Origin of the sequence: Brevundimonas naejangsanensis DSM 23858 (assembly GCF_000421705.1) — a bacterium.
In the GTDB taxonomy this organism is placed as follows: domain Bacteria; phylum Pseudomonadota; class Alphaproteobacteria; order Caulobacterales; family Caulobacteraceae; genus Brevundimonas; species Brevundimonas naejangsanensis.
The window spans coordinates 857,154-880,640 of sequence record NZ_ATXN01000002.1; the positions used below are offsets into that span (position 1 = coordinate 857,154).

24 protein-coding genes are annotated in these 23,487 nt (G+C 66.1%); 13 read left to right on the top strand and 11 right to left on the bottom strand.

The genetic code is table 11. The features are described 5' to 3' along the window. Nucleotides 1-3 precede the first annotated feature (3 nt). The gene (locus H556_RS0104390; RefSeq protein WP_233551976.1) at nucleotides 4-1,680 is read right to left on the bottom strand and encodes a sensor histidine kinase; all 1,677 of its coding nucleotides are present in this window, start codon (nucleotides 1,678-1,680) and stop codon (nucleotides 4-6) included. 85 nt (nucleotides 1,681-1,765) lie between these two features. Then, on the bottom strand, nucleotides 1,766-2,425 hold the full coding sequence (gene thiE, locus H556_RS0104395) for a thiamine phosphate synthase (RefSeq protein WP_024353280.1): 660 nt from the start codon (nucleotides 2,423-2,425) through the stop codon (nucleotides 1,766-1,768). A 118-nt stretch (nucleotides 2,426-2,543) separates the two neighbouring features. Here thiE and H556_RS0104400 point away from each other — a divergent pair, with 118 nt between their 5' ends. The 6 genes from H556_RS0104400 (at nucleotide 2,544) to H556_RS0104425 (ending at nucleotide 6,803) form a co-directional block, all read left to right on the top strand. Beyond that, nucleotides 2,544-2,729 carry a (2Fe-2S)-binding protein gene (locus tag H556_RS0104400; RefSeq protein ID WP_003168909.1) on the top strand — a complete coding sequence of 62 codons (186 nt, stop codon included), beginning with the start codon at nucleotides 2,544-2,546 and terminating at the stop codon, nucleotides 2,727-2,729. A gap of 163 nt (nucleotides 2,730-2,892) precedes the next feature. Next, nucleotides 2,893-3,393 (top strand): bacterioferritin, encoded by a 501-nt coding sequence (gene bfr / locus H556_RS0104405; RefSeq protein WP_024353281.1) that lies wholly within the window; start codon nucleotides 2,893-2,895, stop codon nucleotides 3,391-3,393. A gap of 72 nt (nucleotides 3,394-3,465) precedes the next feature. Beyond that, nucleotides 3,466-4,002 (top strand): TspO protein, encoded by a 537-nt coding sequence (locus tag H556_RS0104410; protein WP_245559413.1) that lies wholly within the window; start codon nucleotides 3,466-3,468, stop codon nucleotides 4,000-4,002. Between the two features lie 128 nt (nucleotides 4,003-4,130). Beyond that, the gene (gene efp / locus H556_RS0104415) at nucleotides 4,131-4,697 is read left to right on the top strand and encodes an elongation factor P (protein WP_024353283.1); all 567 of its coding nucleotides are present in this window, start codon (nucleotides 4,131-4,133) and stop codon (nucleotides 4,695-4,697) included. 132 nt (nucleotides 4,698-4,829) lie between these two features. Next, complete coding sequence (locus tag H556_RS0104420) at nucleotides 4,830-5,636, top strand: inositol monophosphatase family protein (RefSeq protein WP_024353284.1); 807 nt, start codon at nucleotides 4,830-4,832, stop codon at nucleotides 5,634-5,636. Between the two features lie 126 nt (nucleotides 5,637-5,762). Then, nucleotides 5,763-6,803: a glycerophosphodiester phosphodiesterase gene (locus H556_RS0104425; protein ID WP_024353285.1), complete on the top strand. Its 1,041-nt coding sequence runs from the start codon at nucleotides 5,763-5,765 to the stop codon at nucleotides 6,801-6,803. A 212-nt stretch (nucleotides 6,804-7,015) separates the two neighbouring features. On the opposite strand, the gene H556_RS0104430 is transcribed toward H556_RS0104425, so the two are convergent. Next, on the bottom strand, nucleotides 7,016-8,872 hold the full coding sequence (locus tag H556_RS0104430) for an ABC transporter transmembrane domain-containing protein (protein ID WP_024353286.1): 1,857 nt from the start codon (nucleotides 8,870-8,872) through the stop codon (nucleotides 7,016-7,018). 132 nt (nucleotides 8,873-9,004) lie between these two features. Between H556_RS0104430 and rpmE the strand changes: the two genes are divergently transcribed. Both rpmE and H556_RS0104440 read left to right on the top strand, forming a co-directional pair. Beyond that, the gene (gene rpmE, locus H556_RS0104435; RefSeq protein WP_003168899.1) at nucleotides 9,005-9,229 is read left to right on the top strand and encodes a 50S ribosomal protein L31; all 225 of its coding nucleotides are present in this window, start codon (nucleotides 9,005-9,007) and stop codon (nucleotides 9,227-9,229) included. A gap of 153 nt (nucleotides 9,230-9,382) precedes the next feature. Next, the gene (locus H556_RS0104440; RefSeq protein ID WP_024353287.1) at nucleotides 9,383-10,942 is read left to right on the top strand and encodes a L,D-transpeptidase family protein; all 1,560 of its coding nucleotides are present in this window, start codon (nucleotides 9,383-9,385) and stop codon (nucleotides 10,940-10,942) included. A 12-nt stretch (nucleotides 10,943-10,954) separates the two neighbouring features. Here the strand turns inward: H556_RS0104440 and rcdA are convergent, their stop codons facing one another. Together rcdA and H556_RS0104450 are read right to left on the bottom strand one after the other, a co-directional pair. Then, nucleotides 10,955-11,461: a protease adaptor protein RcdA gene (rcdA, locus tag H556_RS0104445; protein WP_169469169.1), complete on the bottom strand. Its 507-nt coding sequence runs from the start codon at nucleotides 11,459-11,461 to the stop codon at nucleotides 10,955-10,957. Nucleotides 11,462-11,566: 105 nt separating this feature from the next. Continuing rightward, nucleotides 11,567-11,770 (bottom strand): DUF1192 domain-containing protein, encoded by a 204-nt coding sequence (locus H556_RS0104450; protein ID WP_024353289.1) that lies wholly within the window; start codon nucleotides 11,768-11,770, stop codon nucleotides 11,567-11,569. A gap of 82 nt (nucleotides 11,771-11,852) precedes the next feature. Between H556_RS0104450 and H556_RS0104455 the strand changes: the two genes are divergently transcribed. After that, nucleotides 11,853-12,824 carry an NAD(P)H-quinone oxidoreductase gene (locus tag H556_RS0104455; protein ID WP_024353290.1) on the top strand — a complete coding sequence of 324 codons (972 nt, stop codon included), beginning with the start codon at nucleotides 11,853-11,855 and terminating at the stop codon, nucleotides 12,822-12,824. 60 nt (nucleotides 12,825-12,884) lie between these two features. Here H556_RS0104455 and H556_RS0104460 read toward each other — a convergent pair whose 3' ends face one another. Continuing rightward, nucleotides 12,885-13,529: a beta/gamma crystallin-related protein gene (locus H556_RS0104460; RefSeq protein WP_024353291.1), complete on the bottom strand. Its 645-nt coding sequence runs from the start codon at nucleotides 13,527-13,529 to the stop codon at nucleotides 12,885-12,887. Between the two features lie 216 nt (nucleotides 13,530-13,745). On the opposite strand from H556_RS0104460, the gene H556_RS0104465 reads away from it, so the two are divergent. Further along, the gene (locus tag H556_RS0104465) at nucleotides 13,746-14,411 is read left to right on the top strand and encodes a DUF1013 domain-containing protein (RefSeq protein ID WP_024353292.1); all 666 of its coding nucleotides are present in this window, start codon (nucleotides 13,746-13,748) and stop codon (nucleotides 14,409-14,411) included. Between the two features lie 84 nt (nucleotides 14,412-14,495). On the opposite strand, the gene H556_RS15570 is transcribed toward H556_RS0104465, so the two are convergent. Further along, nucleotides 14,496-14,669 carry a YdcH family protein gene (locus H556_RS15570; protein WP_035302741.1) on the bottom strand — a complete coding sequence of 58 codons (174 nt, stop codon included), beginning with the start codon at nucleotides 14,667-14,669 and terminating at the stop codon, nucleotides 14,496-14,498. Nucleotides 14,670-14,795: 126 nt separating this feature from the next. Between H556_RS15570 and H556_RS0104475 the strand changes: the two genes are divergently transcribed. The 3 genes from H556_RS0104475 to H556_RS0104485 are packed head-to-tail and all read left to right on the top strand — an operon-like array spanning nucleotide 14,796 to nucleotide 16,132. Beyond that, a complete protein-coding gene (locus H556_RS0104475; RefSeq protein ID WP_024353293.1) occupies nucleotides 14,796-15,401 on the top strand; it encodes a UbiX family flavin prenyltransferase in 606 nt (201 codons plus the stop codon). After that, complete coding sequence (locus tag H556_RS0104480) at nucleotides 15,398-15,868, top strand: TIGR02444 family protein (RefSeq protein ID WP_024353294.1); 471 nt, start codon at nucleotides 15,398-15,400, stop codon at nucleotides 15,866-15,868. The genes H556_RS0104475 and H556_RS0104480 overlap by 4 nt, the downstream gene beginning before the upstream one ends. 39 nt (nucleotides 15,869-15,907) lie before the next feature. Further along, the gene (locus H556_RS0104485; RefSeq protein ID WP_024353295.1) at nucleotides 15,908-16,132 is read left to right on the top strand and encodes a YdcH family protein; all 225 of its coding nucleotides are present in this window, start codon (nucleotides 15,908-15,910) and stop codon (nucleotides 16,130-16,132) included. Nucleotides 16,133-16,196: 64 nt separating this feature from the next. On the opposite strand, the gene H556_RS0104490 is transcribed toward H556_RS0104485, so the two are convergent. The 4 genes from H556_RS0104490 to H556_RS0104505 all read right to left on the bottom strand — a co-directional run bounded on the left by H556_RS0104490 (nucleotide 16,197) and on the right by H556_RS0104505 (nucleotide 23,363). Next, nucleotides 16,197-16,670, bottom strand: a complete 474-nt coding sequence (locus H556_RS0104490) for an Lrp/AsnC ligand binding domain-containing protein (RefSeq protein ID WP_024353296.1) — start codon at nucleotides 16,668-16,670, stop codon at nucleotides 16,197-16,199. Nucleotides 16,671-16,812: 142 nt separating this feature from the next. Then, nucleotides 16,813-18,603: a DUF885 domain-containing protein gene (locus tag H556_RS0104495; RefSeq protein WP_035302742.1), complete on the bottom strand. Its 1,791-nt coding sequence runs from the start codon at nucleotides 18,601-18,603 to the stop codon at nucleotides 16,813-16,815. 90 nt (nucleotides 18,604-18,693) lie between these two features. Beyond that, complete coding sequence (locus H556_RS0104500; protein WP_024353298.1) at nucleotides 18,694-21,639, bottom strand: TonB-dependent receptor domain-containing protein; 2,946 nt, start codon at nucleotides 21,637-21,639, stop codon at nucleotides 18,694-18,696. Nucleotides 21,640-21,719: 80 nt separating this feature from the next. Further along, on the bottom strand, nucleotides 21,720-23,363 hold the full coding sequence (locus tag H556_RS0104505) for an amidohydrolase family protein (protein WP_024353299.1): 1,644 nt from the start codon (nucleotides 23,361-23,363) through the stop codon (nucleotides 21,720-21,722). Between the last annotated feature and the right edge of the window lie 124 nt (nucleotides 23,364-23,487).

Below are 23,487 nucleotides of genomic sequence, written 5' to 3' on the forward strand. Positions count from 1 at the left end.
GTCTCAGACGCCGGGCATCTCCACCCAGAAGGTGGCGCCTTCCCCAACCACGGAATGCACGCCGATATCACCGCCCTGCAGTTCGACCAGCCGCTTGGCCAGCGTCAGGCCGACGCCGTGCCCCTCGATGCTGGAACGGTCCAGGCCCAGGCGGTTGAAAGGTTCGAAAAGCTGAGCCTGTTTGTCTTCCGACAGCCCCGGCCCCCGGTCGATCACCTCGATGCGGATGCGGTCGCCGCTCCATGCCGCGCGCAGGATGACCACTCCCCCCGACGCGCCGTATTTCATAGCGTTACTGGCCAGGTTGCCGACCACCTGCGTCAGTCGCTGAGAATCAGCCATCGCCACCAGGGCGTCGCCGTCCGCCGCCACCTCGATCCGCAGACCTTCCGCTTCGGGCAGCAGCGCCATGGACCGGCGCACATCCTCCAGCACGCCGCTGACCTCCGTCGGACGCAGGTCGACCTTGACCGCCCCGGCTTCGGCGCGCGCCACGTCCAGCAGATCATGCGTCAGCGCCTCGATCTGACGCGCCGTCTTGACCAGCATCTGCGCCATCTCAACTTGGCTGTCCGTCACCTGGCCCACATGGCCGCCCGCCCACAGTTCGCCGATGCCGATGACGCCGCCAATGGGGCTCTTGATCTCATGAGCCACATTGGCCAGCAGCCGAGACTTGGCGGCCGAGGCCCGTTCGGCGCGCAACCGGCCTTCCTTGGCGCGCTGCATCAGTTGATCGCGCTCTTCCAGCAAGGCCGCGACGACGAGGATCGGCATATAGCCCAGCAGCACCAGAAGTTGCGCCAGCAAGGCGCGATCCTCGGCTCCGAACTGGTGATAGGGACCGTGCCCGGCCATCGTGCCGCCGATCGCGACCACCGACACCACCAATAGAGCCCAGGCGGCCCCGATCACGCGGAACCGCACCGCCGCAATCAGGATCAAGGGCAAAAGCAGGAAGCCGAACGGCAAGCTGAGATGGGAAAAAATCGCATAACATGCGCTGCCGAGCAGAAGGCCCAGGCCGAGACCTTCGGCCAGCCGCGCCGGTTGTTTCAACAGTTGCAGGTGCGCCTTGCGCAGGCTCAGCCCGACAACGCCGATCACGGCGAAGCCCAGTGCGTGGCCGCTCCACCAAATGCGGAAGGCGTCGAGGAAGTCCTGTTCGGCCAGGTTCGCCACCGCCGCACAAGCAAGCAGCGCAGACGGCAAGGGAGCGATGGCGCAGATGGTCAGAAACCGCGTCAATCCCTGAACGCTGTCGACATGCAGGCCCGTCACCAGCCGACGCGTCAGCACGACGGCCAACACGATCTCCAGCACATTGCTCAGCGTGAACAGAGTGGACAGCCAGAGTTTGTTTCCGGCCAGGATTTCGCCGGCGAAAACCCCCGCAGCGACCAGGACGCCGAAGCCCAGATCATACTGCAGGCCGCGACCGCTGCGCAGCCAGGCGGCCATCGCCAGCCCGCCTGCGCCCCACAAGGCGGCGATCAGTCCGTTGGCGCGGGCGAAGCTGATCGCCAGCACCACCAGGATCGCGACGCCCAGAGCCGTCAGTATCGGCGCCAGCGGCTGACGGAAGAAATCGGCGTTGGGCGGGACCTGGGTTTCAACCCCGATCGCTCCCTTCGCTGTCGCTTCCAGTGCGACCTCACCCCTGTGGAGCGCGCGGCTCATGCTCATCAATCCGGCCCAGAACTAGAGTCTCAGGGCCTGATCTTGATCCATGTTCCTAAACATCCTCTGAAATCGATGCTGGACTTCAGGATGCGGCGCCCAGCACCTCATTGAAGGCGCGCACGGCCGCTGCAGGACCCTCCGGATAGAGCCAGACCCCTGCGCTGACCGCGACGAAGTCGGCGCCCGCCGCCGCCAGGCCGCCTGCGTTCTCGACCGTCACTCCGCCGATGGCGACACAGGGCGTCTCCATCGTTTCCTGCCAGATCGTCAGAATGTCCGGTTCTGCGTGATGGACCACCTCCTTGGTCGACGTCGGGAAGAAGGCGCCGAAGGCCACATAATCGGCGCCGCCCTCAGCCGCCTCCATCGCCAGGTGGCGGCTGTCGTGGCAGGTGACGCCGATCATGGCGTCCCCTCCCATGATGCGACGCGCATCGGCCAGGGAGGCGTCCTCCTGGCCCACATGCACGCCGTCGCAGCCGGTGGCGTGAGCCAGATCGGGCCGGTCATTCATGATCAGGGCGACGCCGTGCGCCTGACAGACGGGCTTCAGCCGCGCGACCGCCGCGCGAATGGCGTCATCCGAGGCCTCCTTCAGCCGGATCTGCAAGGCGGCGCAGTCGCCGGCGGCCAGCGCGGCCTCCAACTGGACGGCGAAGGCCTCGAGATCCGGCAGGACCGACGGCGTGATCAGATACAGACGGCAGGGCGGACGGGCGGGAATTTGCGGTTGACGAGCCATGACACCGCCCTGCCCTTCGGCGCCCACCCCGTCAATGTTGCAGAGCGCATGAGAATGATTTGCACCCGCCTTAATAGATGCTATAGCGAGCCATTCTCAGTGTTCCGGGTGCCTCGCCTTGTACGTCTGCAACTGTAACGGCCTTCGCCAGCGTGACGTCGCCCTAGCCATCGAGGCGGGCGCGAACCGTCCCAAGGACATCTTCGCCAGCCATCAGTGCGCGCCCCAATGCGCCAAATGCGTGTGCGAGATGCGCCAGATGATCCAGGAACAGCAGACCGCCTTCGCCATCGCAGCGGAATAGGCCCGTTTTGAAAGCGGATTTCACTCGCATTATCAATGCAGTGATAAAAACTCGCAAATAAACTGCGACGGCAAAGCCGTGGTATGAAGGTCGTCACGGGCGGTTCCGAGGCTCGGTCTTGCGTCAAGGCCGACTCCGCCGCTGCTTTTAAAGGACGACGACCATGAAGGGCGATCCCGCGATCATCCGCACCCTCAATGCGGTGCTGACCAACGAACTGACGGCGGTGAACCAGTACTTCCTGCACGCCCGCATGTTCGAAAGCTGGGGCCTGGCTCACCTGGGTCACGTCATCTACGAAGAATCGATCGGCGAAATGAAGCACGCCGACATGCTGATCAAACGCATCCTCTTCCTGGACGGCCTGCCCAACCTGCAGGACCTGCACAAGCTGAAGGTCGGCGAAGACCCGATCGAGTGCCTGGGCGCTGACCTGCAGCTCGAGATCGACAGCCGCGCCACGACGCGCGACGCCGTCACCCAGTGCGAGCAAGCCCGCGACTATGTCAGCCGCGACCTGCTGATGAAGATCCTGGCCGACACCGAGGAGCATGTGGACTTCCTCGAGAACCAGCACAGCCTGATCCAACTGATGGGCGCACAGAATTATCTGCAGTCGGCCATGAAGGAAATCGTCACCGACGGCGCCGCCACGGGCAACTGATCCAAAGGCCGGGCGCGGCCCCAGAGGGCGGGAACGTCCGCCGCGCCCGGTTGTTCTGGCTGCATGAGCAGCATGGACGACGCCCTAGACGCCGCCCGCGACCACGCGGCGGACTTCCTCAACGCCGAAGGCCGCGACTGGCGCCACGTCGCCCTGGGCGCCGCGCTGACCGTCGGCTTCGCCCTGGCGGCCACCGTAGTGGCCACGCGCGCCGTTCCCCCCCAGACCCGCAGCCTGACAGGGGCCCGCAAGCGCGAAGGCCCGATCACAGAGCGCCCGCGCGGACCGTTCAGCCTGATCCTGCCCGCAGTCTTTTCGGCCACCACCCTGTCGGCTCTGCGCGTATGGAATGCTCCGGCCCGGCCCGGCCGCAACGCCGCCATGGGCCTTTGGGCCGTCGCCCAGACAGTCAACGCGGTCTGGCTGGCCGCCCGCCCGACTGGGCGCTGGACCCAGATTCTGGCCGCCATGTCCTCCGCCGGGCTGGCGGCCGCCTTCGCCCATGAAGCGCGCAAGCTCGACCCCGGCGCAGCCAAGCTGGCGGCTCCGACCGGCATCGGCGTGCGCCTGGCCAATCAGGCTGAACGCGGTCTGGACAGCCCAGCCTGAAACAACACGCAGCGACGCCGTCGCCATTGCCCTTTTTCGCCTTATCCTCTAGGGCTCGCGGCGATTTGGCGCGCCACGCTCTGGCGGTCGGCGCCTGCCGCCCCCCAGCAACGAGCCCTACGGTTCTCATGAAAATCAACGCCAACACCATCAAGCCCGGCATGGTCCTGCAACACAACGGCGGCCTGTGGGTCGTCACCAAGGCCAGCCACGTCAAGCCCGGCAAGGGCGGCGCCTTCGCCAACGTCGAGGCCAAGAACCTCGAGACCGGCAACAAGCTGAACGAACGCTTCCGCTCGGAAGACAAGGTCGAGCGCGTCACGCTGGAACAGCGCGACTACTCCTATCTGTTCGACAACGGCGAAACCCTCGTCTTCATGGACGACGAGTCCTATGAGCAGATCGAACTGCAAAAGGGCTGGGTCGGCGAAGACCGCATTCCCTACCTTCAGGAAGGCATGAAGGTCATCATCGAGTCGCACGAGGAGCGCCCGATCGGCCTGGAACTGCCGGAACAGGTCGTTCTGGAAGTCGTCGAGACCGAGCCGACCGTGAAGGGCCAGACCGCCTCGTCGTCCTACAAGCCCGCCAAGGCCTCGAACGGCATCCGCGTCATGATCCCGCCCTTCATGTCGACGGGTGAGAAGATCGTCGTCGACACCTCGACCGGCGAATACGTCCGCCGCGCGGACTAATAAAAGTCTCGTTTCCCGGCCAAGGCCGGGCAAGTTATGACTACAGGGGCGCGGATGGTCCGCGCCCCTTTTGCTTCTCCGTCCATCCGGGCCGCAGGCCTTTCAAGGATCGACGGATCAGGAGAACCGCCTATGGCCCTCGCTTCCGCCCTGCTCCAGGTCATGATGGACGCCGTCCGCAAGACCGCCCGCCCGATGCTCCGGGATTTCGGCGAGGTGTCCCAGCTCCAGGTGTCCCGCAAGGGCCCCGGCGACTTCGTCACCGCAGCCGACGTCAAGGCTGAACAGACCCTGTTCGAACTGCTGCTGAAGGCCCGCCCCGGCTACGGCTTCCTGGGCGAAGAGCGCGGCATGGTCGAGGGCACCGACAAGACCCACACCTGGATCGTCGATCCGATCGACGGCACCACCAACTTCATGCACGCCATGCCCCACTTCGCCATCACGGTGGGCCTGGAGCGCAAGCATCCTGACGGCACGGCCGAGATCGTGGCCTGCGTCACCTACAACCCCGTGCTGAACGAGATGTTCTGGGCCGAAAAGGGCAAGGGCTGCTACCTGAACGACACGCGCATCCGCATCGCCGGACGCGCCGACATGGCCGAGTGCCTGATCGCCACGGGCCTGCCCTTCATCGGCAAGACGGGCCACGGCCAGGCCATCAAGGACATCCACGCCGTGGGCCAGCGCGTGGCGGGCATCCGTCGCCTGGGCGCCGCCTCGCTGGACTTCGCCTGGGTCGCCGCGGGCCGCTACGACGCCTATTTCGAGCGCAACCTGCAACCGTGGGACGTGGCGGCGGGCATACTGCTGGTCACAGAAGCCGGCGGCGTCGTCACCACCATCGACCAGGACGGCGATCCCATGAGCGGCAAGCAGATCGTGGCGGGCAATCCCGAAATCCAGGCCAAGCTGCGCAAGATCCTGCGCGAGGCGTAAGACAGCATTCTGCCTCCCCTTCCATGGGGAGGTCGGCTGAACCAGCCGGATGGGGCGGCGCTTCGCAAGAGGCGCCGCCTCTGTCGTAATCACGCGCCTGTCACGTCCGGTCCCTACCCTTCGTGCATGATCGCCGCCATCCTGACCGTCGCCCTTCTGTCGTCGAGCCAACCGGCCATGTCCACTCCGTCTCCCAGCCCCGTCGTCATCGCCCACCGGGGCGCCTCAGGCGAGCGGCCCGAGCACACCCGCGCTGCCTATGAGCTGGCGATCGACCAAGGCGCGGACTTCATCGAGCCGGACCTGGTCATGACGCGCGACGGCCATCTAGTCGTCCGCCACGAGAACGAAATCGGCGAGACCACCGATGTCGCCGACCATCCCGATTTCGCTGCGCGCCGCACCACCCGCGACGTGGACGGCGTCCTCGTCACCGGCTGGTTCACCGAAGACTTCACCCTGGCGGAACTGAAGACCCTGCGCGCCCGCGAGCGCCTGCCCGCCCTGCGCCCCGCCTCGGCCGCCTTCGACGGGCAGGAGCCGATCCTGACCTTCGACGAGGCCCTCGCCATCGCCCGCGACGCCAGCGCCCGCACCGGCCGCGTCATCGGCGTCGCGCCCGAACTGAAGCACCCGTCCCACTTCGCCGCCCTCGGCCTGCCGATGGAGGACGGCTTCATCGCGGCGCTGGAGCGCCACGGTCTGACGAGCGCCGAGACTCCCATCCTGATCCAGTGCTTCGAGGTCGGGACTCTGGAGCGACTGAAGGCGCGCATCGACGCGCCGCTGCTGCAACTGATGCAAGCGGACGGCGGCCCTGCCGACCGGCCCGACGTGACCTATGCCGAAATGGAGACGCCGCAGGGGCTGGCCGAGGTCGCCCGCTATGCTGACGCGGTTGGAGTACAGGATCTGATGATGGTGCCGCGCGATGACGCGGGTCGCGCGCTGGAGGCGTCGCCGCTGACGGATAACGCCCATGCGGCGGGTCTGAAGGTCGCAGTCTGGACCTTGAGAGCGGAGAACGTGTTCCTGCCTGCGCAGTATCGCATCGGCGACGCGCCTGCTGACCACGGCGACCTGACGGGCTGGCTGAAAGCGATCTACGCGCTAGGTGTCGATGCCGTGTTCAGCGACTTTCCCGCGGCCGCTGTCGAGGCTCGTTAGTTTCCCTCTCCCGATGGGAGAGGGCTTGAGCCTCCAAGAGCCGGAGGCGATTGGCTAAGGCAAAAGGGTGAGGGTTCGCGATCAAAGTCGGCCGAAGGCCGTTGTGCGGCGGCTTACGCCGACTGATAGGACAAGCCCCTCACCCTTTCGCGCCAGAACGATCGCTGCGCTCTCGTGCGCTCAAGCCCTCTCCCGCCGGGAGAGGGTAGCTTTTACGTCCCCTGAAACTGCAGCTTGGCCAGGCGCGCATACAGCCCGCCCCTGGCTGACAGCTCGGCGTGCGTGCCTTCTTCGACCACCTGGCCGCCGTCCATCACCACGATGCGGTCAGCCCGCAGCACCGTCGCCAGACGGTGGGCGATGACCAGGGTGGTGCGTTCGGACATGGCCTGATCCAGCGCCGCCTGGACCAGACGTTCGTTCTCGGCGTCGAGGGCGCTGGTCGCCTCGTCCAGCAGCAGGATCGGCGCCTCGCGCACCAGGGCCCGCGCGATGGCCAGGCGCTGGCGCTGGCCGCCCGACAAGCTCTTGCCGCGCTCGCCCAGCGGCGTGTCGAAGCCCTCCGGCAAGGCGTCGATGAAGCCCAGGGCCTGCGCCTCGGCGGCGACGGCGCGGGCCTCTTCCAGCGTGGCGGCCTCGCGGCCGAAGCGGATGTTCTCCAGCGCCGAGCCCGAGAACAGCGGCGCCTCCTGCGACACCCAGGCGAAGCGATTGCGCACCGCGACCGGATCGGCCGCGCGCACGTCCACGCCGTCCACCGACACCAGGCCCGACTGCGGGTCATAGAAACGCAGCAGCAGGCGGAAGACCGTCGACTTGCCCGCCCCCGACGGCCCGACCAGAGCCACCGTCTCGCCCGGCCGCACGGTCAGGCTGAAGCCCTTCAGCGCGGGCAGGTCGGGGCGGCCCGGATAGGCGAAGTCCACCGCCGACATCGACACTTCGCCGCGCGGCGGCTGAGGCAGGGCGACCGGACTGGCGGGCGGCGCGATGGCAGGCGTCGCCCGCATCAGCTCGTCGATCCGCTCCATGGCGCCCGCCGCCTTCTGCACGTCGCCCCAGCTTTCGCCCAGCGCGCCCACGGCCCCCGCCGCGAACACCGACAGCAGCACGAACTGCAGCAGAGCGCCCGGCGTCATGGTCCCGGCGATCACGTCCTGCGCGCCCAGCCACAGCACCAGGGTCACGCCGCCGAACATGACGACGATGATCATGGCCGTCATCACCGCCCGCGCCCGCATCCGCTTCAGGGAGACGCCGAACGCCTCCTCCACCGCCGCGCCGAAGCGGCCGATGGCGCTCTTTTCGCGGCCGAAGGCCTGAACCGTCTCGATGGCGTCGACGCTTTCCCCGGCGAAGCCCACGGCCCCGGCAAAGGTGTCCTGCGACTTCACCGTCAGCTTGCGCACGATCCGACCGAAGATGAACAGCGGCGCGATCAGCACCGGCACGATCAACAGGACGAAGCCCGTCAGCTTCGGGCTGACGAAGAACAGCAGGATCACCCCGCCGATCAGGGTCAGGAAGTTGCGCAGCGCATAGCTGATCGAGGTGGTCAGCAGGGTGTCGACCAGCTGGATATCCGTCGTCAGACGCGACAGCACCTCGCCCGTACGCATATGGGCGAAGAAGACGGGGTCCAGCGTCAGGATGCGCTGGAACAGCGCTGTGCGCAGGTCGGCGATGATCCGCTCGCCGGTCTTGGTCACGTAGAAATAGCGCAACGCCGTCGCCAGCCCCAGGATCACGGCGTTGAGGCCCAGGATCAGGAACCACTTATCGATGTCGGCGCCGCCGTTCTCGAATCCCTGGTCGATGGCGCCGCGCGCCGTCGCCGTCAGGGCCAGCGACGCGACAGTCGAACCGATCAGCCAGATCGCCGAAATTCCCGCGTCCAGCCTGTGCCGGGCCAGGAACGGCAGCAACCGGCCCAGCGGACGGATGTTGCGGCTCTTGGCGCGCTTGCCGCCCGCCTCATCCATCTGTTCGGCCAGGACGGCCCCGGCGCCGGGGCGGCCCTCGGGCTGTCCTGTCGGTTGGGCGTGACGTTGCGGTTCGGCGTGGGTCATGGCAGCGCTCTTGCCCCGGATCGCCCCCCGGTGTAAACGCCGCCCCTCGCTCCCGTCGCGCTCCGTGGCGGGATTCTCTAATTACGCGCAGTGACGGTCGGCATCGTCGTCGCGCAGAGACGGACAAGATCGATGAAAGCGGACACGCACCCCGACTACCACTTCATCACTGTTGTGATGACCGACGGCACCACCTACCAGACCCGTTCGACCTACGGGAAGGAAGGCGCCACGCTGAACCTGGACATCGACCCGACGTCTCACCCGGCCTGGACCGGCGGCAACCAGCACCTGATGGACCGCGGCGGCCGCGTGTCGCGCTTCAACAACAAGTTCGGCGGCTTCATCAAGAAGTAAGCCACGCTTGCTGCGACATGTTCGCCACAAAAGCGTCGGTCCCCGGGCCGGCGCTTTTTTGTTGCCTGGAACGCCGTTAACATGGGTGCGTTCGATCCTTCGGGGCGTGGACGTTGGGTCCGGGCCGATATCGGACCACAAGAGTTGCAGACGATGAATCGACGGGAACTGGGCCTTGGCGTCGCCACGACGAGCCTGACGCTGGCGGCCGCAAGCGGAGCGCTTGCGCAGACCCGCACGACCGACCCGCAGATTTTCATCGCCGGCTTTGACGCTCAGGCCGGGCGCCTGCCCGCCGCCCAGCAGGCCGACGTCCGCGCCGTCTATCAACTGACCCAGGGCAAGCCCATCTGGACCGCCGACCGCCTGCGCGTGCTTCAGGAAGTCGCCGCCGGGGCCGAGCGTCACGGCCTGCCCGCCGGAGACTTCTTCGACTTCGTCGGCCTGGCCGCCGACCGCGAAACGGCCGAAATCCGCACCACCGCCGCCGCCCTGGCCTATGCGAAGGTTCTGGCCGAGGGCCGCGTCCGGCCCGAGACGGTCGAAGAGCTGTGGGAGATGCAGAAGAACAGCGTCGACCTGCCGCGCGGCCTCGTCGACGCCGTCGCCGCCAACAAACTGAGCCAGTGGTTCGACGCCCTGCCCCCGACGGATCTGGGCTACACCAATCTGTCGGCCGGTTACGCCCGCTATCGCCGGATCGCCCGTCAGGGCGGCTGGCCTGCTTTTCGCCTGAACAGCGGCACGATCGAGCCGGGAACCAGCGACCCGCGCATCCCCGCCCTGATCGCCCGCCTGGCGGCTGAGGGCGACCTGAGCGCCGCCAACGCCGAGCGCCTGAAGGGCAATCTGGCTTACGGCCCTGAGTTGCAGCAGGCGGTGCGCAGTTTCCAGACCCGCCACGGTCTGGGCGCCGACGGCCGCATCGGCGGCGCCACCCAACGCTCGCTGACCGCGACGGCCGAGGATCGCGCCCGCCAGATCGCCCTGAACCTGGAGCGCCGCCGCTGGCTGAAGCGCGACCTGAATCCCGAGCGGATCGAGGTCAACACCGCCGCCGCCATCATGGTCTACTGGAAGGACGGCAAGCCGGTTCACTCCAACCGCGTCGTCGTCGGCACCGTCGCCAACCAGACCCCCAGCCTTGAAAAGCCGTTCGCCTCGGTCGTGGCCAATCCGCCGTGGACGGTGCCGATGGGCATCGCGCGTCGCGAAATCCTGCCGAAGGGCCCCGCCTACCTCGCCGCCAACGACATGTACGTCAACGCCGACGGCTGGGTGGTGCAGCGCGCCGGGCCGAAGTCGTCGCTGGGCAATGTGAAGTTCGAGTTGCAGGACAGCTACGCCATCTTCCTACACGACACGCCCGCGCGGGGGGCCTTCAACCTGTCGGTGCGCCAGCGCAGTCACGGCTGCGTGCGGGTGCAGGACGCCATCGGCTTCGCCCGCCTGCTGCTGTCGCCCGACCCGGCGCGTCTGGCCACCTTCGACGAGGCGCAGGCCAGCGGCGAAACCAAGCGGGTGACCACCGGCCGCAACATCGGCGTGCGCCTGCTGTACTGGACCGCCTTCGTCGATGGCCAGGGCCGCGTCGCCTTCCGCGAGGACGTCTATAAGCGGGACGCCAAGCTGGCTGATGCGCTCGGCATCGCCGTCAACCTGCCGCAGGTGGTGGCCGACGCCCCGATCGACCCGGACGAAGTGACGCCTTAAGGCGCCGCTACCTTATCCGAAGGCGGCGCGCAGCATGTCCATCTGGTTCTGCACCGGATTGGCGGGCGCCGTCGCGGGCTCGACATACATCTGACGATCCAGATGCAGTACGCGGTCGTACAGCTTTTCGGCCCGCACGGCGTATTCGATCAGGGCGATGGGTAGGTCGCCGCGACGCGGTTCCGTCTCCATGCGGCGATCGGCCAGGCGATAGCGGGGATCGCCCGCCGCCTCGGCGCTCATGTCCTGTTCACGCACGGCGCGCTGGACCAAAAGCCACGAGGCGATCTGCATCAGCCGCGTGGTCAGCTTCATGCTCTCCCCCGCATAGGACAGGGCTGCCGCCCGCGACAGCAGGCGTGAATCCTGGCGCCCGTCCCCGTCCAGATAGGCGGCGGTCTCCTCGACCAGTTCCATGCCTTCGCGGAAGGTGCGCTCAAACAACTCAGAGCGCGCGAAATCCAGCACCTCGGCGCCCGACAGGCCTGCCCGGCTCAGATTAGCTTCAATGGCGGTCACAGGCGTCCATCCAAGAATTTCATGTATCCGCTGGCTGCAATCGTCATGCCACGGAAGTCGCCTCTGTGGCAGAGCGCCGTCGAAACCATCCCCAGTCGCCGTCGCTCAGCGGAAGTTGAACAGCGCATCGGCGGCGCTGCGCTGCGACGACTTGCCGTCGATGGCGGCCCTGGAGCGCGCGATCTCGGCCTCAAGGGCGGCGATCCGCTCCTGAAGCTCGTCCACCGCATAGAGGTCGAGGTCTTCGCGGCCGAGGGCGCTGAGGGCCTCGCCTCGCTGCGGCCGGGGCTCCAGATCTTCAAAACTCATCCTCGCCTCCTTGGCCATCGCAGACACGAACCCCTATGTGAACGCCGCATTGAACAGGAATGCAAGCAAGGGAGGCTTCACCATGCAGGCCATTGAGATCGAAAACGGACGCGGCCCCGCCGACGCCCTGCGCCTGACCACCCGCCCCCTGCCCGACCCGGCGCCCGGCGAGATCCGCATCCGTGTGCGTGCGGCCGGGGTCAACCGCCCGGACATCGTCCAGCGCGAGGGCCGCTATCCGCCTCCGCCGGGCGCTTCGGACATTCTGGGGCTGGAGGTTGCAGGAGAGGTCGAGGCCGTCGGCGAAGGCGTGACGCGTTGGGCGATCGGCGACCGGGTCTGCGCCCTGCTGGGCGGCGGCGGATATGCCGAATACGCCGTGGTCGACGCCCGCCACGCCCTGCCGATCCCCGACAGCCTCGACTTCGTGCAGGCCGCCGCCCTGCCTGAAACCGCCTTCACCGTCTTCGCCAACGTGTTCGAAGGCGGCGGGCTGAAGGCAGGCAAGACCCTGCTGCTCCACGGCGCGACCAGCGGTATCGGCGTCATGGCCATTCAAATGGCCAAGGCGGCGGGCGCCCGCATCATCGCCACCTCGCGCGGGGCCGCCAAGGCCGAGGCCGCCCGCGCCTTGGGCGCCGACGTCAGTCTCGATGCGACGGCGCAGGACCTGGCGGTCGCCATTCAGGAAGAGGGCGGCGCTGACGTGGTCCTGGACATGGTCGGGGCCGCCTATGCCGAACTGAACCTCAACGCCCTGAAGCCCGGCGGACGCTGGGTGGTGATCGCCACCCTCACCGGCGCCAAGGCCGAGGTCGATCTGATGCGGATCATGCTGAAGCGGATCGTGCTGACCGGCTCGACCCTGCGCAGCCGCCCCGCCGATGAAAAGGCCCGGCTGGCCGCCGTCGTCGAGGCGACCGTCTGGCCGTGGGTCGCATCCGGCGCCGTCAAGGCGCAGGTCGAGGCGACATTCCCCCTGGCCGAGGCCGCCGCCGCCCACGCCCGCCTGGAAGCGGGCGCCCACGTCGGCAAAGTCGTGCTGCTGCCCTGATCAAGGAAAAGGGCGGGAAGCCGAAGCTTCCCGCCCTATCCGTCAAGCCGTCGCTACAGCTTACCAGCGACCGCCGCTGCGGGCCGGACGCAGGGACGAGATCTTGTCGTTCAGGCCCGTATTGCGCAGGTCGCGGATATCGCCGCGCACGACCTCGCAGCGCCCGCGATAGTTGGCGTCTTCGCAGACTTCCCAGCTTCCACGCGACAGGCGGATCGAGCTGATCGCGTCGTTCATGCCCAGGTTGCGCAGGTTCGGAACCTCGTCACGGAAGCTCATCGACTGGCCGCGATAATTGGCGTCGCGATAGACAGTGATCGAGGACTGGTTCCAGCCGCCGCCCTGACCGGGCCGATTGTTGTCCCAGCCGACGCCGGGACGGTTCGGCCGATTGGGACGGCCGGGGCGGTTGTCTTCATAGTCGCCGCGATGGTTGTAGCAGACCAGCAAGCCGTTATCGTTGCCGATGTCGCTGCTGGAGCACCGCGCCAACTCGATCGAGGTCTCGCGCACATTGCCGTTGCGGTCGCGACAATCCGCGTACAGCCGGCCCTGATTCACATAGGAGCCGGTGCAGCTCTGCGCATAGGAGCCGCGCGGCGCGCCACGGGCCTGAACCTGCGCTTCAGCCGTCCCGACGTTGACGACGGAGAAGCCGCCCGCCGCCATGACCAAACCTGCCGCTGCAACCACGAACTTCTTCATGACACGGTCTCCTTAGAGGTCTCTTCCGGCGCACAACGCGCCCTGGCCCTGAATGTTCATCATCACAGATGAACCTTTGCTGTATGGCGACGACAGACGACGTTTTCATTTCGGCCGAAATCACCTATAAAGGGTCTCTCGCGCCCGGCCGAAAAGGTCGGGCGCCGTTGATTCAAACGCCCGTTTTTCGGGCCGCAACCGCCGGGATCCATGCCCATGACCGACATCCTGATGCCCAAGGCCACCGCGGTCTGGCTAGTGGACAACACCTCGCTCTCGTTCGAGCAGATCGCCGACTTCTGCGGCCTGCACCCGCTGGAGGTGCGCGGCATCGCCGATGGCGACGTGGCGCGCGACATTCGCGGCGCCGACCCCATCGTCAACGGCCAACTGACCCGCGAAGAGCTGGACAAGGCCCAGAACGATGAAAACTACCGCATGAAGGCCGTGGTCAGCCGCCACGCCGAACTGCTGAAGCCCGCCAAGTCAGGTCCGAAGTACACGCCTGTGTCGCGCCGTCAGGACCGTCCGGACGCCATCATGTGGTTCGTCCGCAACCACCCCGAAGTGACCGACGCCCAGATCGCCAAGCTGCTTGGGACGACCAAGGCCACGATCGAGAGCGTGCGCAACCGCACCCACTGGAACTCGGCCAATATCAAGCCGGTCGACCCTGTGACGCTGGGCCTGACCGGTCAGCTGCAACTGGACGAAGTGGTCCGCAAGGCTGCTGACAAGAAGGCCAAGGACGACGCCAAGAACGGCGTCCTGCAACCCATCGAGGCCGAACCCGAACCGGAAGCCGCCGTCGAAGACGCCGAAGAAGAATATGGCATGGGCGCCGAGCCCACTGCCGAATCGGTGTTCGGCCCGCGCGACTGATCCCTTCGATCCGCCGAACGATACAAAACGGCCCCGGAAGAGCGATCTTCCGGGGCCGTCGTCATTTTCAGATGGGAAGCGGCGTCAGTGGGCGCGGGCTTCCAGACTGTTGATCTCTTCCTTAAGTCGCAGCTTTCGCTGCTTCATCTCCCTGAGGTGTATCGGGTCCGCGGAGGGGCGGCGCATCTCCTGCTGGATGGTGTCATCCAGCGACCGATGCCGATTACCCAGTTCGCGAATACGAGCCTCGATGGTCATGGCTTGCGCCTCCATGTGTAAGGGACCACTACACTGAACGCCCGGTTCGGCGGGGTGTGGAATCACATTGCAGTGACCCTCGCCGCTCCGGACACGGACAGGTTGGAGGCGAATTTGGCCGATGTTGTGAACTCGACCGTTCGGGCGCCGACGCCCTCTCGGCTAGTCGTTGGAATCTCTGGCGCTTCCGGCGTCATCTATGGCGCGCGCGTGCTGGACGCCCTTCGCGAACTGGGCGTCGAGAGCCATCTGGTCGTCACCCGCGCCGCCCTGCTCACATTGTCGCAGGAGACGGATCTCACCCCCGACGAACTGACGGCCAAGGCCGATGTGGTTCATCGGCTGAACGACGTGGGAGCGACCATCTCATCCGGTTCCTTCCGCACCCTGGGCATGATCGTCGCGCCCTGTTCTGTGCGGACGATGAGCGAGATCGCCACTGGCGTCACCTCGACACTGCTGACCCGCGCCGCCGATGTGACATTGAAGGAGCGCCGTCCGCTGGTGCTGATGGTGCGCGAGACGCCGCTGCATCTGGGTCACCTGCGCACCATGACGGCCCTTGCCGAGATGGGCGCCGTCATCGCCCCGCCCCTGCCCGCCTTCTACGCCCGGCCGGAAAGTCTGGAGCAGATGATCGATCAGTCGGTCGGCCGGGCGCTGGACGTCTTTGGTCTGGACTGGGCGCCGGTGCGCCGCTGGGAAGGGCTGAAGGGCGGGGTCGAGGCATGAGCGACGACCTGTGGACCTGGGCCTGCGCCGCCTATGCCGCGCCGGGCGTGAGCGAGGCCTGCCTGTCGCTGCAGGACTATCACGAACAGAACGTGCCCCTGCTGCTGTGGGCGGCCTGGACCGCAGCCACCGGCCGTCTTCCGGACGAAGAGACGATCGAGGCGGCCTGCGACACGGCGCGCGCCTGGCAGACGACGACCATCGCGCCGCTGCGCGCGGTGCGGCGCACGCTCAAGACGCCTGTTCCGGACCTCGAAACCGAAGCCCGTCTGGCGGTGCGCGAGCAGGTGAAGGCCGCCGAACTGGCCGCCGAGCGGCATCTGCTGGAAGGGCTTCAGGCGCTATCTCCCGCCGCCCCAGGCGCCCCGCGCCCGGCCGTCGACGCGATGGCCGAGGCCGCGCGGCTATGGGACAGGGTCGTGCCACGGCCGGGGCTTAGAACCCTAGCCGACCTGTTTCCGACCTGACCCTGGCTCAGCTATAATCGCCCGGTCCGGGGCCTGATGATGAACGACGACGAACCTTACCTGTCCGAAGAAGACGAGGCGCTGCGCGCCGAGCTGACCTGCCTGCTGCAGGAGCACGCCGACCTGGACGCCTCGATCGTGGCGTTGGGCCATATGCCTGCGCCCGATCAGCTGATGATCGCCCGACTCAAGCGCAAGAAGCTGGCTCTGCGCGATGACATCGTGAAGCTGCAAGACCGCATCCTGCCTGACATCATCGCCTGATAATTTCCGGGCCTGGCAGCTTCCCTCTCCCGGCGAGAGAGGGAAGCTGCCAGGCCCGCACGCGCTACAGCGGCAGGACCGAGGTGTCCTTGACTTCTTCCATCACCGCATAGGTGCGTGTTTCGCGCACGCCCGGCATGGTGATCAGGGTGTCGGCCAGGAAGACGCGATAGGCGGCCATGTCTTTCATCCGCACCTTGACCAGATAGTCAAAGCCGCCGGCGACCATGTGGCACTCCAGCACCTCCGGCGAGCGCCGGATGCGGTCTGCAAACTGGTCGAAAATGTCCGAGGTCGTGCGATCCAGCAGCACCTCGATGAAGATCAGCAGTTCCCGCTCGGCGAACTTCGGATCAATCAGCGCCGTATAGCCGACGATCACGCCCCGCTCCCGCAGGCGGCGCACCCGTTCAAAGCACGATGACGCCGACATGTTGCAGGCGGACGCCAAGTCCTGATTGGTGATGCGCCCATCCTGCTGCAACACCCTCAGGATTCGGCGATCCGCGTCATCCAACTTGTAATCCGCTGTGTTCATGCGCGGCTCCCCCTTACGCATCTACCCTACTCCAACTTTGTCAAACCGCCTGCTGATCCGCAATGGATCAGCAGGCGGTGGAGACCAACGACCTGGGAGAAAATCGTCGGCCAGAAAGATCGCCTGTCAGAAAAACGGCCGCCTATTCGGCGCGGCGCGTCCCCGCTGCCTGTTTGCTCTGCGCGATAAAGGCCTCCATTTCGGCGGTCATGGCCGGAATGGTGGCGACGCCCAGAGCCAGCAGATGGTCGTGGAAGGCCCTGATATCGAAGTCGGCGCCCAGCTCGGCCTCAGCCTTGCGACGCAGGCGGACGATTTCAATCTCGCCCAGCTTGTAGGCCAGGGCCTGCCCGGGCCAGGTGATGTAGCGGTCGATCTCGGTGCCGACCTCATGATCCGACAGGGCCGTATTTTCGCTCAGGAAGGCGACGGCCTGATCGCGGGTCCAGCCCTTGGAGTGGACGCCAGTGTCGATCACCAGACGGGCCGCGCGCCACATCTCATAGTTCAGACGCCCGAAATCCTCATAGGCGTCTTCATAAATGCCCATCTCGACGGCCAGTTTTTCCGTGTAGAGCGCCCAGCCCTCCCCGAAGGCGGAGATCCCCGCCTGCGCGCGCCATTCCGGCAGGGCGGCGTGCTCGCGACGCAGCACGCCGTGCCAAGCGTGACCGGGGTTGCACTCATGCACCGTCAGCGCAGGGATGTTGTATCGCGGACGCGACGGCAGGTCATAGGTGTTCAACAAGCACGCCCCGTTGCCGCCGCGTCCCGCCGTATAGAAGGGCGCGATGGCCGGCGGCACCGGAACCAGGCTGAAGGTGTCGCGCGGCTTCAGGTTGAAATACTGCCCCATCTTACCGTCGACCTTCTTGATCACCCAGGCGCCGTGCCAGAGCAGATGCTCGGGCTTGTCGTACTGGAACTGGCGATCGGTCTTCAGGAAGGTGAGGAAGTCGGCGAAGCTGCCCGTCCATCCAGTGCTGCGCATGACCGCTTCCATTTCGGCGCGGACGCGGGCCACCTCGGCGCGGCCGATCTGGTGAATCTGATCCGGCGTCAGGTTGACGCTCGTGTATTGACGGATCTGCGTCTGATAGAAGTCGTCGCCGTCCGGCAGGCGGTTGGCGCCCAGGGTGTCGCGCGCGCCTGGCACATACTCATCGCGGATGAAGCTGAGCAGGGTGCGATGCGCAGGCACGACCTGCTGTTGGATCACCTGAACAGCCTCGGCGCGCAGGCGCTGTTTGTCTGCCTCCGGAATCGTCGACGGCATGTCGATGAAGGGCTTGTAGATCGGGTTGGCCTGCGGATCCGTCGGCTCGGTCACCGCCAGGATGGAGACGTCTCGTCCGACCAGAGAAGCCTTGGGCTGGGTGAAGCCGCGCGCCAGTCCGGCGCGCATATTGGCGATCTGCTGGTCGAAATAGCGCGGCGTATCGCGCAGTTGGGACAGGTAGCGGTCATAGTCCTCCACCGAGGTGAAGGTCTGGTTCGCCATGCCCGAAATCGACGACCAGAACGAGCTGTCCGAGTTGAAGGGCATTTCATACAGGCGATGACGGCCGTCATCGACGAAGTTGTCGATCTGGTGCTTGTAGACGGCGTAGTTGGTGCGCTCGGACGGCGACAGCTGGTCCGGCGAAATGGCGTTCAGGCGGCGCTGGATCTCGGTCCAATAGGCCAGGCGGCGCTGCTGGGTGGCGACGCTGACGTCCGGCAGATGGGTCGGCTTGGACGCTCGCGAAGGAATCTCGTTCCGGCGCCAGGCGTATTCTTCGTCGGCGATAGCGCGGAACTGGGCGTCAACGGCGCTGGCCGTCGTCGCCATGGCCGTGGCAGGCGCCGAGGCCGACGCAGCCGGCGGCAGGGCGGCGAAAGCCAGCACGCCGGCGGCGACGGCGATGGCGCTGTATGCGGTCAGGGTCTTCATCAGTTTCTCCCCCATAGTCATGCGGACGCCCGCTTAGGCCGCCCCGTGTGAAAAGCCGCCCGTCGCCGGGCGGCTTTCCCTGTTTGCGGATCAGAAGCGCGCGTTCACGCCGATGTAGGCGTAGCGGCCCAGGTTGTTGTAGATGCTGGCGTTGAACCCGGTGTTCAGCGACGTGCCGGTCCAGGTGAACGGCGTCTGCGGCGGCTCCTCATTGGTGAAGTTGTTCACCCCGGCGAAGACCGAGAACTTGTCGAACCGATACTCCGCCCGGATGTCGTGGGTCAGCCAGGACGGCGCCTTGTAAGGCTCATAGGCCCCTGCCGGATCCTGATTGCTGCGCACCATGCTGCTCAGATACTGGTTGGCGTAGGACAGCGAGACGCGGTCATAATCCCAGGTGACGCGGAAGTTCATCCGGCGCTTGGGATTGGGCAGTTCGCCCGCCTGTTCATCCCGCACGCTGGGGTCGCCCGGCACCGGATCATAGGTCAGGTCTTCCAGGAAACCCGCCGCCGCATTGAACGACAGCGAGCCGTAGTCCGGCAGCCCCAGCTTGGCCAGATCGGTGCGATACGACGCGGTGACGTCCCAGCCCGAGTTGGTGTACTCGGCCACGTTCAGAACCTGGTTCAGCACGCGGCCGACGTTGCCGTCCGAGGTGCGGGTCATGCTACCGCAGAACGGGTTGTCCAGCGTCGGGCTGTCGACGCAGTTATTGATCACATTGCGCCAGCCCAGCGATGCGATGACATCGCTGATCTTGATGTCGTAGTGATCGACCGTGATCGCCAGACCCGGCAGGAAGGATGGGGTCAGAACCACGCCCAGCGTCAGGGTCTCGCCCTCTTCCGGCTTCAGATCAGGATTACCTCTGCTGACAACCGCCTTCGTCCCCGAGGATTGCACGAAATCCGGCGACAGTCCCAGCGCCGCGCAGTTCGCCTTGCGGTTGGCCGGGAAATTGCCGAGGTTGACCCGCGTGGCGTCACAGGGATCTTCAACCTGGCTGAAGCCTTCACTCTCGCCGCCAAACAGTTCGTTGATATTGGGCGAGCGAACGGCCTTCGCATAGTTGCCACGGAAGCGGATGTCGCGGTTGATCGTCCATTCCAGACCCACGCCATAGCTGCTGTCGCCGCCCGTGGTGGTGTAGTCCTGGTAACGATAGGCCGCCGTCAGATCCAGGTATTGCACGAACGGGACATCGGCCATCAGCGGCAGGTTCAGTTCGCCGAAGACCTCCTTGGATTCATAGTTGCCCTCGGTGATCTGCTGCGAGTTCTGGAAGATCCGCGCATCCTGGGACAGCTTGTCCGGCACGGAACGAGCGTACTCTTTACGCCACTCCACGCCCGCCGCGAAGGCGACCGGCAGACTCGTCCCGCTGAACAGCGAAGGATAGGAGAACAGTTCGCCATTGACAGTTGCGACCGCATTCCACTGGCGGGTAACGTCATTGCGCACCGTGTGCAGGTAGGAATAGTCGATGGCCTCCTGCGAAGCCACGCCGGCGCCGAACAGGTTCAGCGGCTTACAGCCATTGGCCTGGGCCTCTTTGCTGCGGCATACGATCTGGCCGTTCTGATAGACGGCGTCGATCGAGTCGTAGAACTCCTGCTGCAGGCGGTCGAAGTTGGTGAACTGCGACTTGGTCTGCCCGTAGTTGAAATAGGTCTCGAAGCGCCAGCCGTTGCTGAAGGCGCCGTCGAAGCCCGTTACGAAACGGATGGTGTCGTAGGCGCTCTCATAGGTGCGGATGCCGAAATCACGATCATTCCGCGTGATGTCGAACTCCTTCACCCCCGCAGCGGTCAGCATGGCGCGCAGGTCGGACGGCAGGAAGGCGTTGTCGGCGTGGATGTGATAGGCGCTCCCCACGGCCATACCCGGCACATCGTGGGCGAAGGTCCCGTTGGTGTTCTGGCTGGACGCTTCAGTGTGGAAATACTTGCCCTCGGCGAACAGGTTCAGCTCGGTGATGTAATCGTTCATCGGCTGGAACTGGTGACGCAATTGCAGTTCGCCGCCGTAACGCTCCACCGGCGTGCGCAGGGAGTCTTCGCTAGGCTTGAAGCCGGCGCCGCCGATCGACAGCTTCTGCTCACGGCCTGCGCCATCCACCACGATCTGACCGCGATCGAACGGGATCAGCTTGCCATCCGGCGAGAAGGTCAAGCTGTAGCCCGCCGCGCCGCCGATCGGCGTGACGATCACCGGCGTGTAGGTGTTGTTGGTGATGTTGGTATAGACGTCCCGCGCCATGATGAAGGATGGCAGGCCGTCGTCCGGGCTCTTCTTGTTCGGGTTCGGGATGTAGTTGATGGCGTCCATCGCATAGTCGCGCTGATGCCGGTACAGACCCTCGCTCTTGTCGTAGGTAGCGGCCCCCATGATGTTGGTGCGGCCGTCGTTGAAGTTCCGGCCCACGGCCACCGAGCCGTAGTAGGTGCTCGGGCCATCGGCCGAGCCATACTGGGCCTGGGCGGCGATGCCGTCGAAATCCTGCTTGGTGATGAAGTTGACCACCCCGGCGACGGCGTCGGCGCCATAGACCGCCGAAGAGCCGCCCGTCACCGTATCGACGCGGGCGATCGTGGTCTTGGAGATGGTGTTGACGTCCACGGCGCTGGTGCCGCTGGACCCGGCCACATGGCGGCGGCCATTGACCAGAACCAGGGTGCGGCTGGCGCCCAGATTGCGCAGGTTCAGCGTGGCCAGACCCTGACCGGCGATCGTATTGGTGGTGCTGGCGGCCGAACTGCCCAGGCCGACCTGCGGCTGGCGGGCCATGGCGTCGATCAGGTTGGTGACGCCGATGTTCTCGATTTCCTGAGCGTCGACGACGTTGACCGGGGTCGAGGCTTCGACGTTCGGGCGGCGGATACGCGAGCCGGTCACTACGATGTCGGCGACGGCGCTGGCCTCCGGGTCGGTCCCCGAGCTTTCGGATTGCGCCCAGGCGGGCTGGGCGGCGGCGGCCGTGACGGCCAGACCGGCGATCATGGTGCCGGTCTTCAGATACGCAGACAGTCTCATTGAATCACCCCTCGTTTTTTTGATGTTAAGCACGGGCGCGCCCTCCCCATTAGGCGGCGCCCGGCTCGTCCGTTGTTGGATCAGCGCCCTCCTTGCGCCTCTCCTCGTTCGGCTTTTTGCCGATCGACCATGGCCCGCACGTCGGCCAGCAGGGCCGGCGCGTCGTAGGCGACGCCGCGCGCCACCGTCCAACGCACCCCGCCCACCGTCTCGATGCGGTTTTCAGGGCTCAAGCGTTCATGCCCTGTGCCGTAAAGCGTCTTGAAGTTGGCCAGAGGGTTCTCGGTCGTGATGACCAGATCCGCACTCATGCCCGGCCGCACGATGCCGAAGGTCGGCGCCTTGCCGGTCGGCTCGGCCAGGGTCATGGCCCCGTCCATCGTGGCGGCGCGAACGATCTCCAACGGATGGAAACCGGCTTCCTGCAGCAGTTCCAGCTCTTCGACGTAGCCGAAGCCGTACAGCTTCCAGATGAAGCCCGAGTCCGACCCGACCGTGACCCGGCCGCCGACCTTCTTGTAGTCGTTCAGCAACAGCATGAACCGCTCATAGAAGCGGCGCCACGCCACCTCGTTCGACGTCGTCCAGTCGAAGAAGTAGCTGCCGTGATTGTCGCGCGTGGACTGGAAATAGTCCGCCAGCGTCGGGAGGGTATAGATCTGGTGCCAGGGTGCATTACGCGCCCGCATCAGGTCGCGCGAGGCGGCATAGATGGTCATCGTCGGGTCAAAGACGACGCCCGTCTCCTTTTGAGCCTCAAGATAGGCGTACCATTGCGGCGAGCCAGGCTCGACTTCGTCCCAGATCTCCGCCGCTTCGCCGAACCGCTTCTGCTCATCATAGAAGTTGTAGTCGGTCGGATAGTTCTGGATCGTCCGCCCGCCCAGCAGAGATTCGAAATGGCCGTAGAAATGGGTGATGGTGCCCAGGCCCGCCGCCGCCAGTTGTTCGGCGTTCAACTGGGCCACGCCCGGCTGGGCGATATGGGCGACCGTTCCCATATGGTTTTTCTTGGCTTCGTCGATGGCGGCAAGGACCACCTCGGGCGTCTCGTCGCCGCGCAGGAAGAACTTGATGCCGTCCACGCCGTTGGCCGCGCCCCAGCGCACCCATTCGCGCGCCATCTCAGGGCTGCGGATGCGGCCCCGCGACCAGCCGGAACCGATGGTCTGATAGTTGTAGATGCGCGGGGCGACGATCTCGCCCCGGGCCGAGCGGGCCTTTTCCGACACGGCGATGTCGTGCGGCGCCAGGCTGACGCCGCGCACCGTCGTCACCCCGTGGGCGAGCCACAGCTTGTAGACATACTCAAGGTCCGGCGCCTTCTGCGGGCTGCCGCCGTGGGCGTGGGCGTCGACGAAGCCCGGCATGACGTACATCCCGCGCGCGTCGATCTCGTGCGCTGCATTCAGCGGCGGGCGGCCTTCGCGCTCCGGCAGGCCCGGCCAGCCGGCCTGAATGATGTCCGTGATCTTGTCATTCTCGATGACGATGTCGACCGGCCCCATCGGCGGCGCGCCCGTGCCGTCGATCAGCATGGCGCCGCGCACCACCATCAGGGGATAAGGCCCGTATCCCTCGCCCGCCCGACGCGCCGGCGCCGGATTCAGGCTCGCACGCGTCGGCGCCGCCTGAGCCTGAGCCTGAGTTTGAGCTGAAACTGCGCTCGGCGCCGTGGTCAGCATAAGCGCGGCCGCACACGCCGCGCCGGCGCCCCTGAACATGGACTTTTTCTCTAAACGAGTCCGCAAGCTGCAATCCCTCCCAAGATCGAGGGTCTTTCAGACCCCTGCCAGCGCATGCCGGGCCCCTCAGCCAGACCTCCAATTCGCTAGCACCCCGCGACGG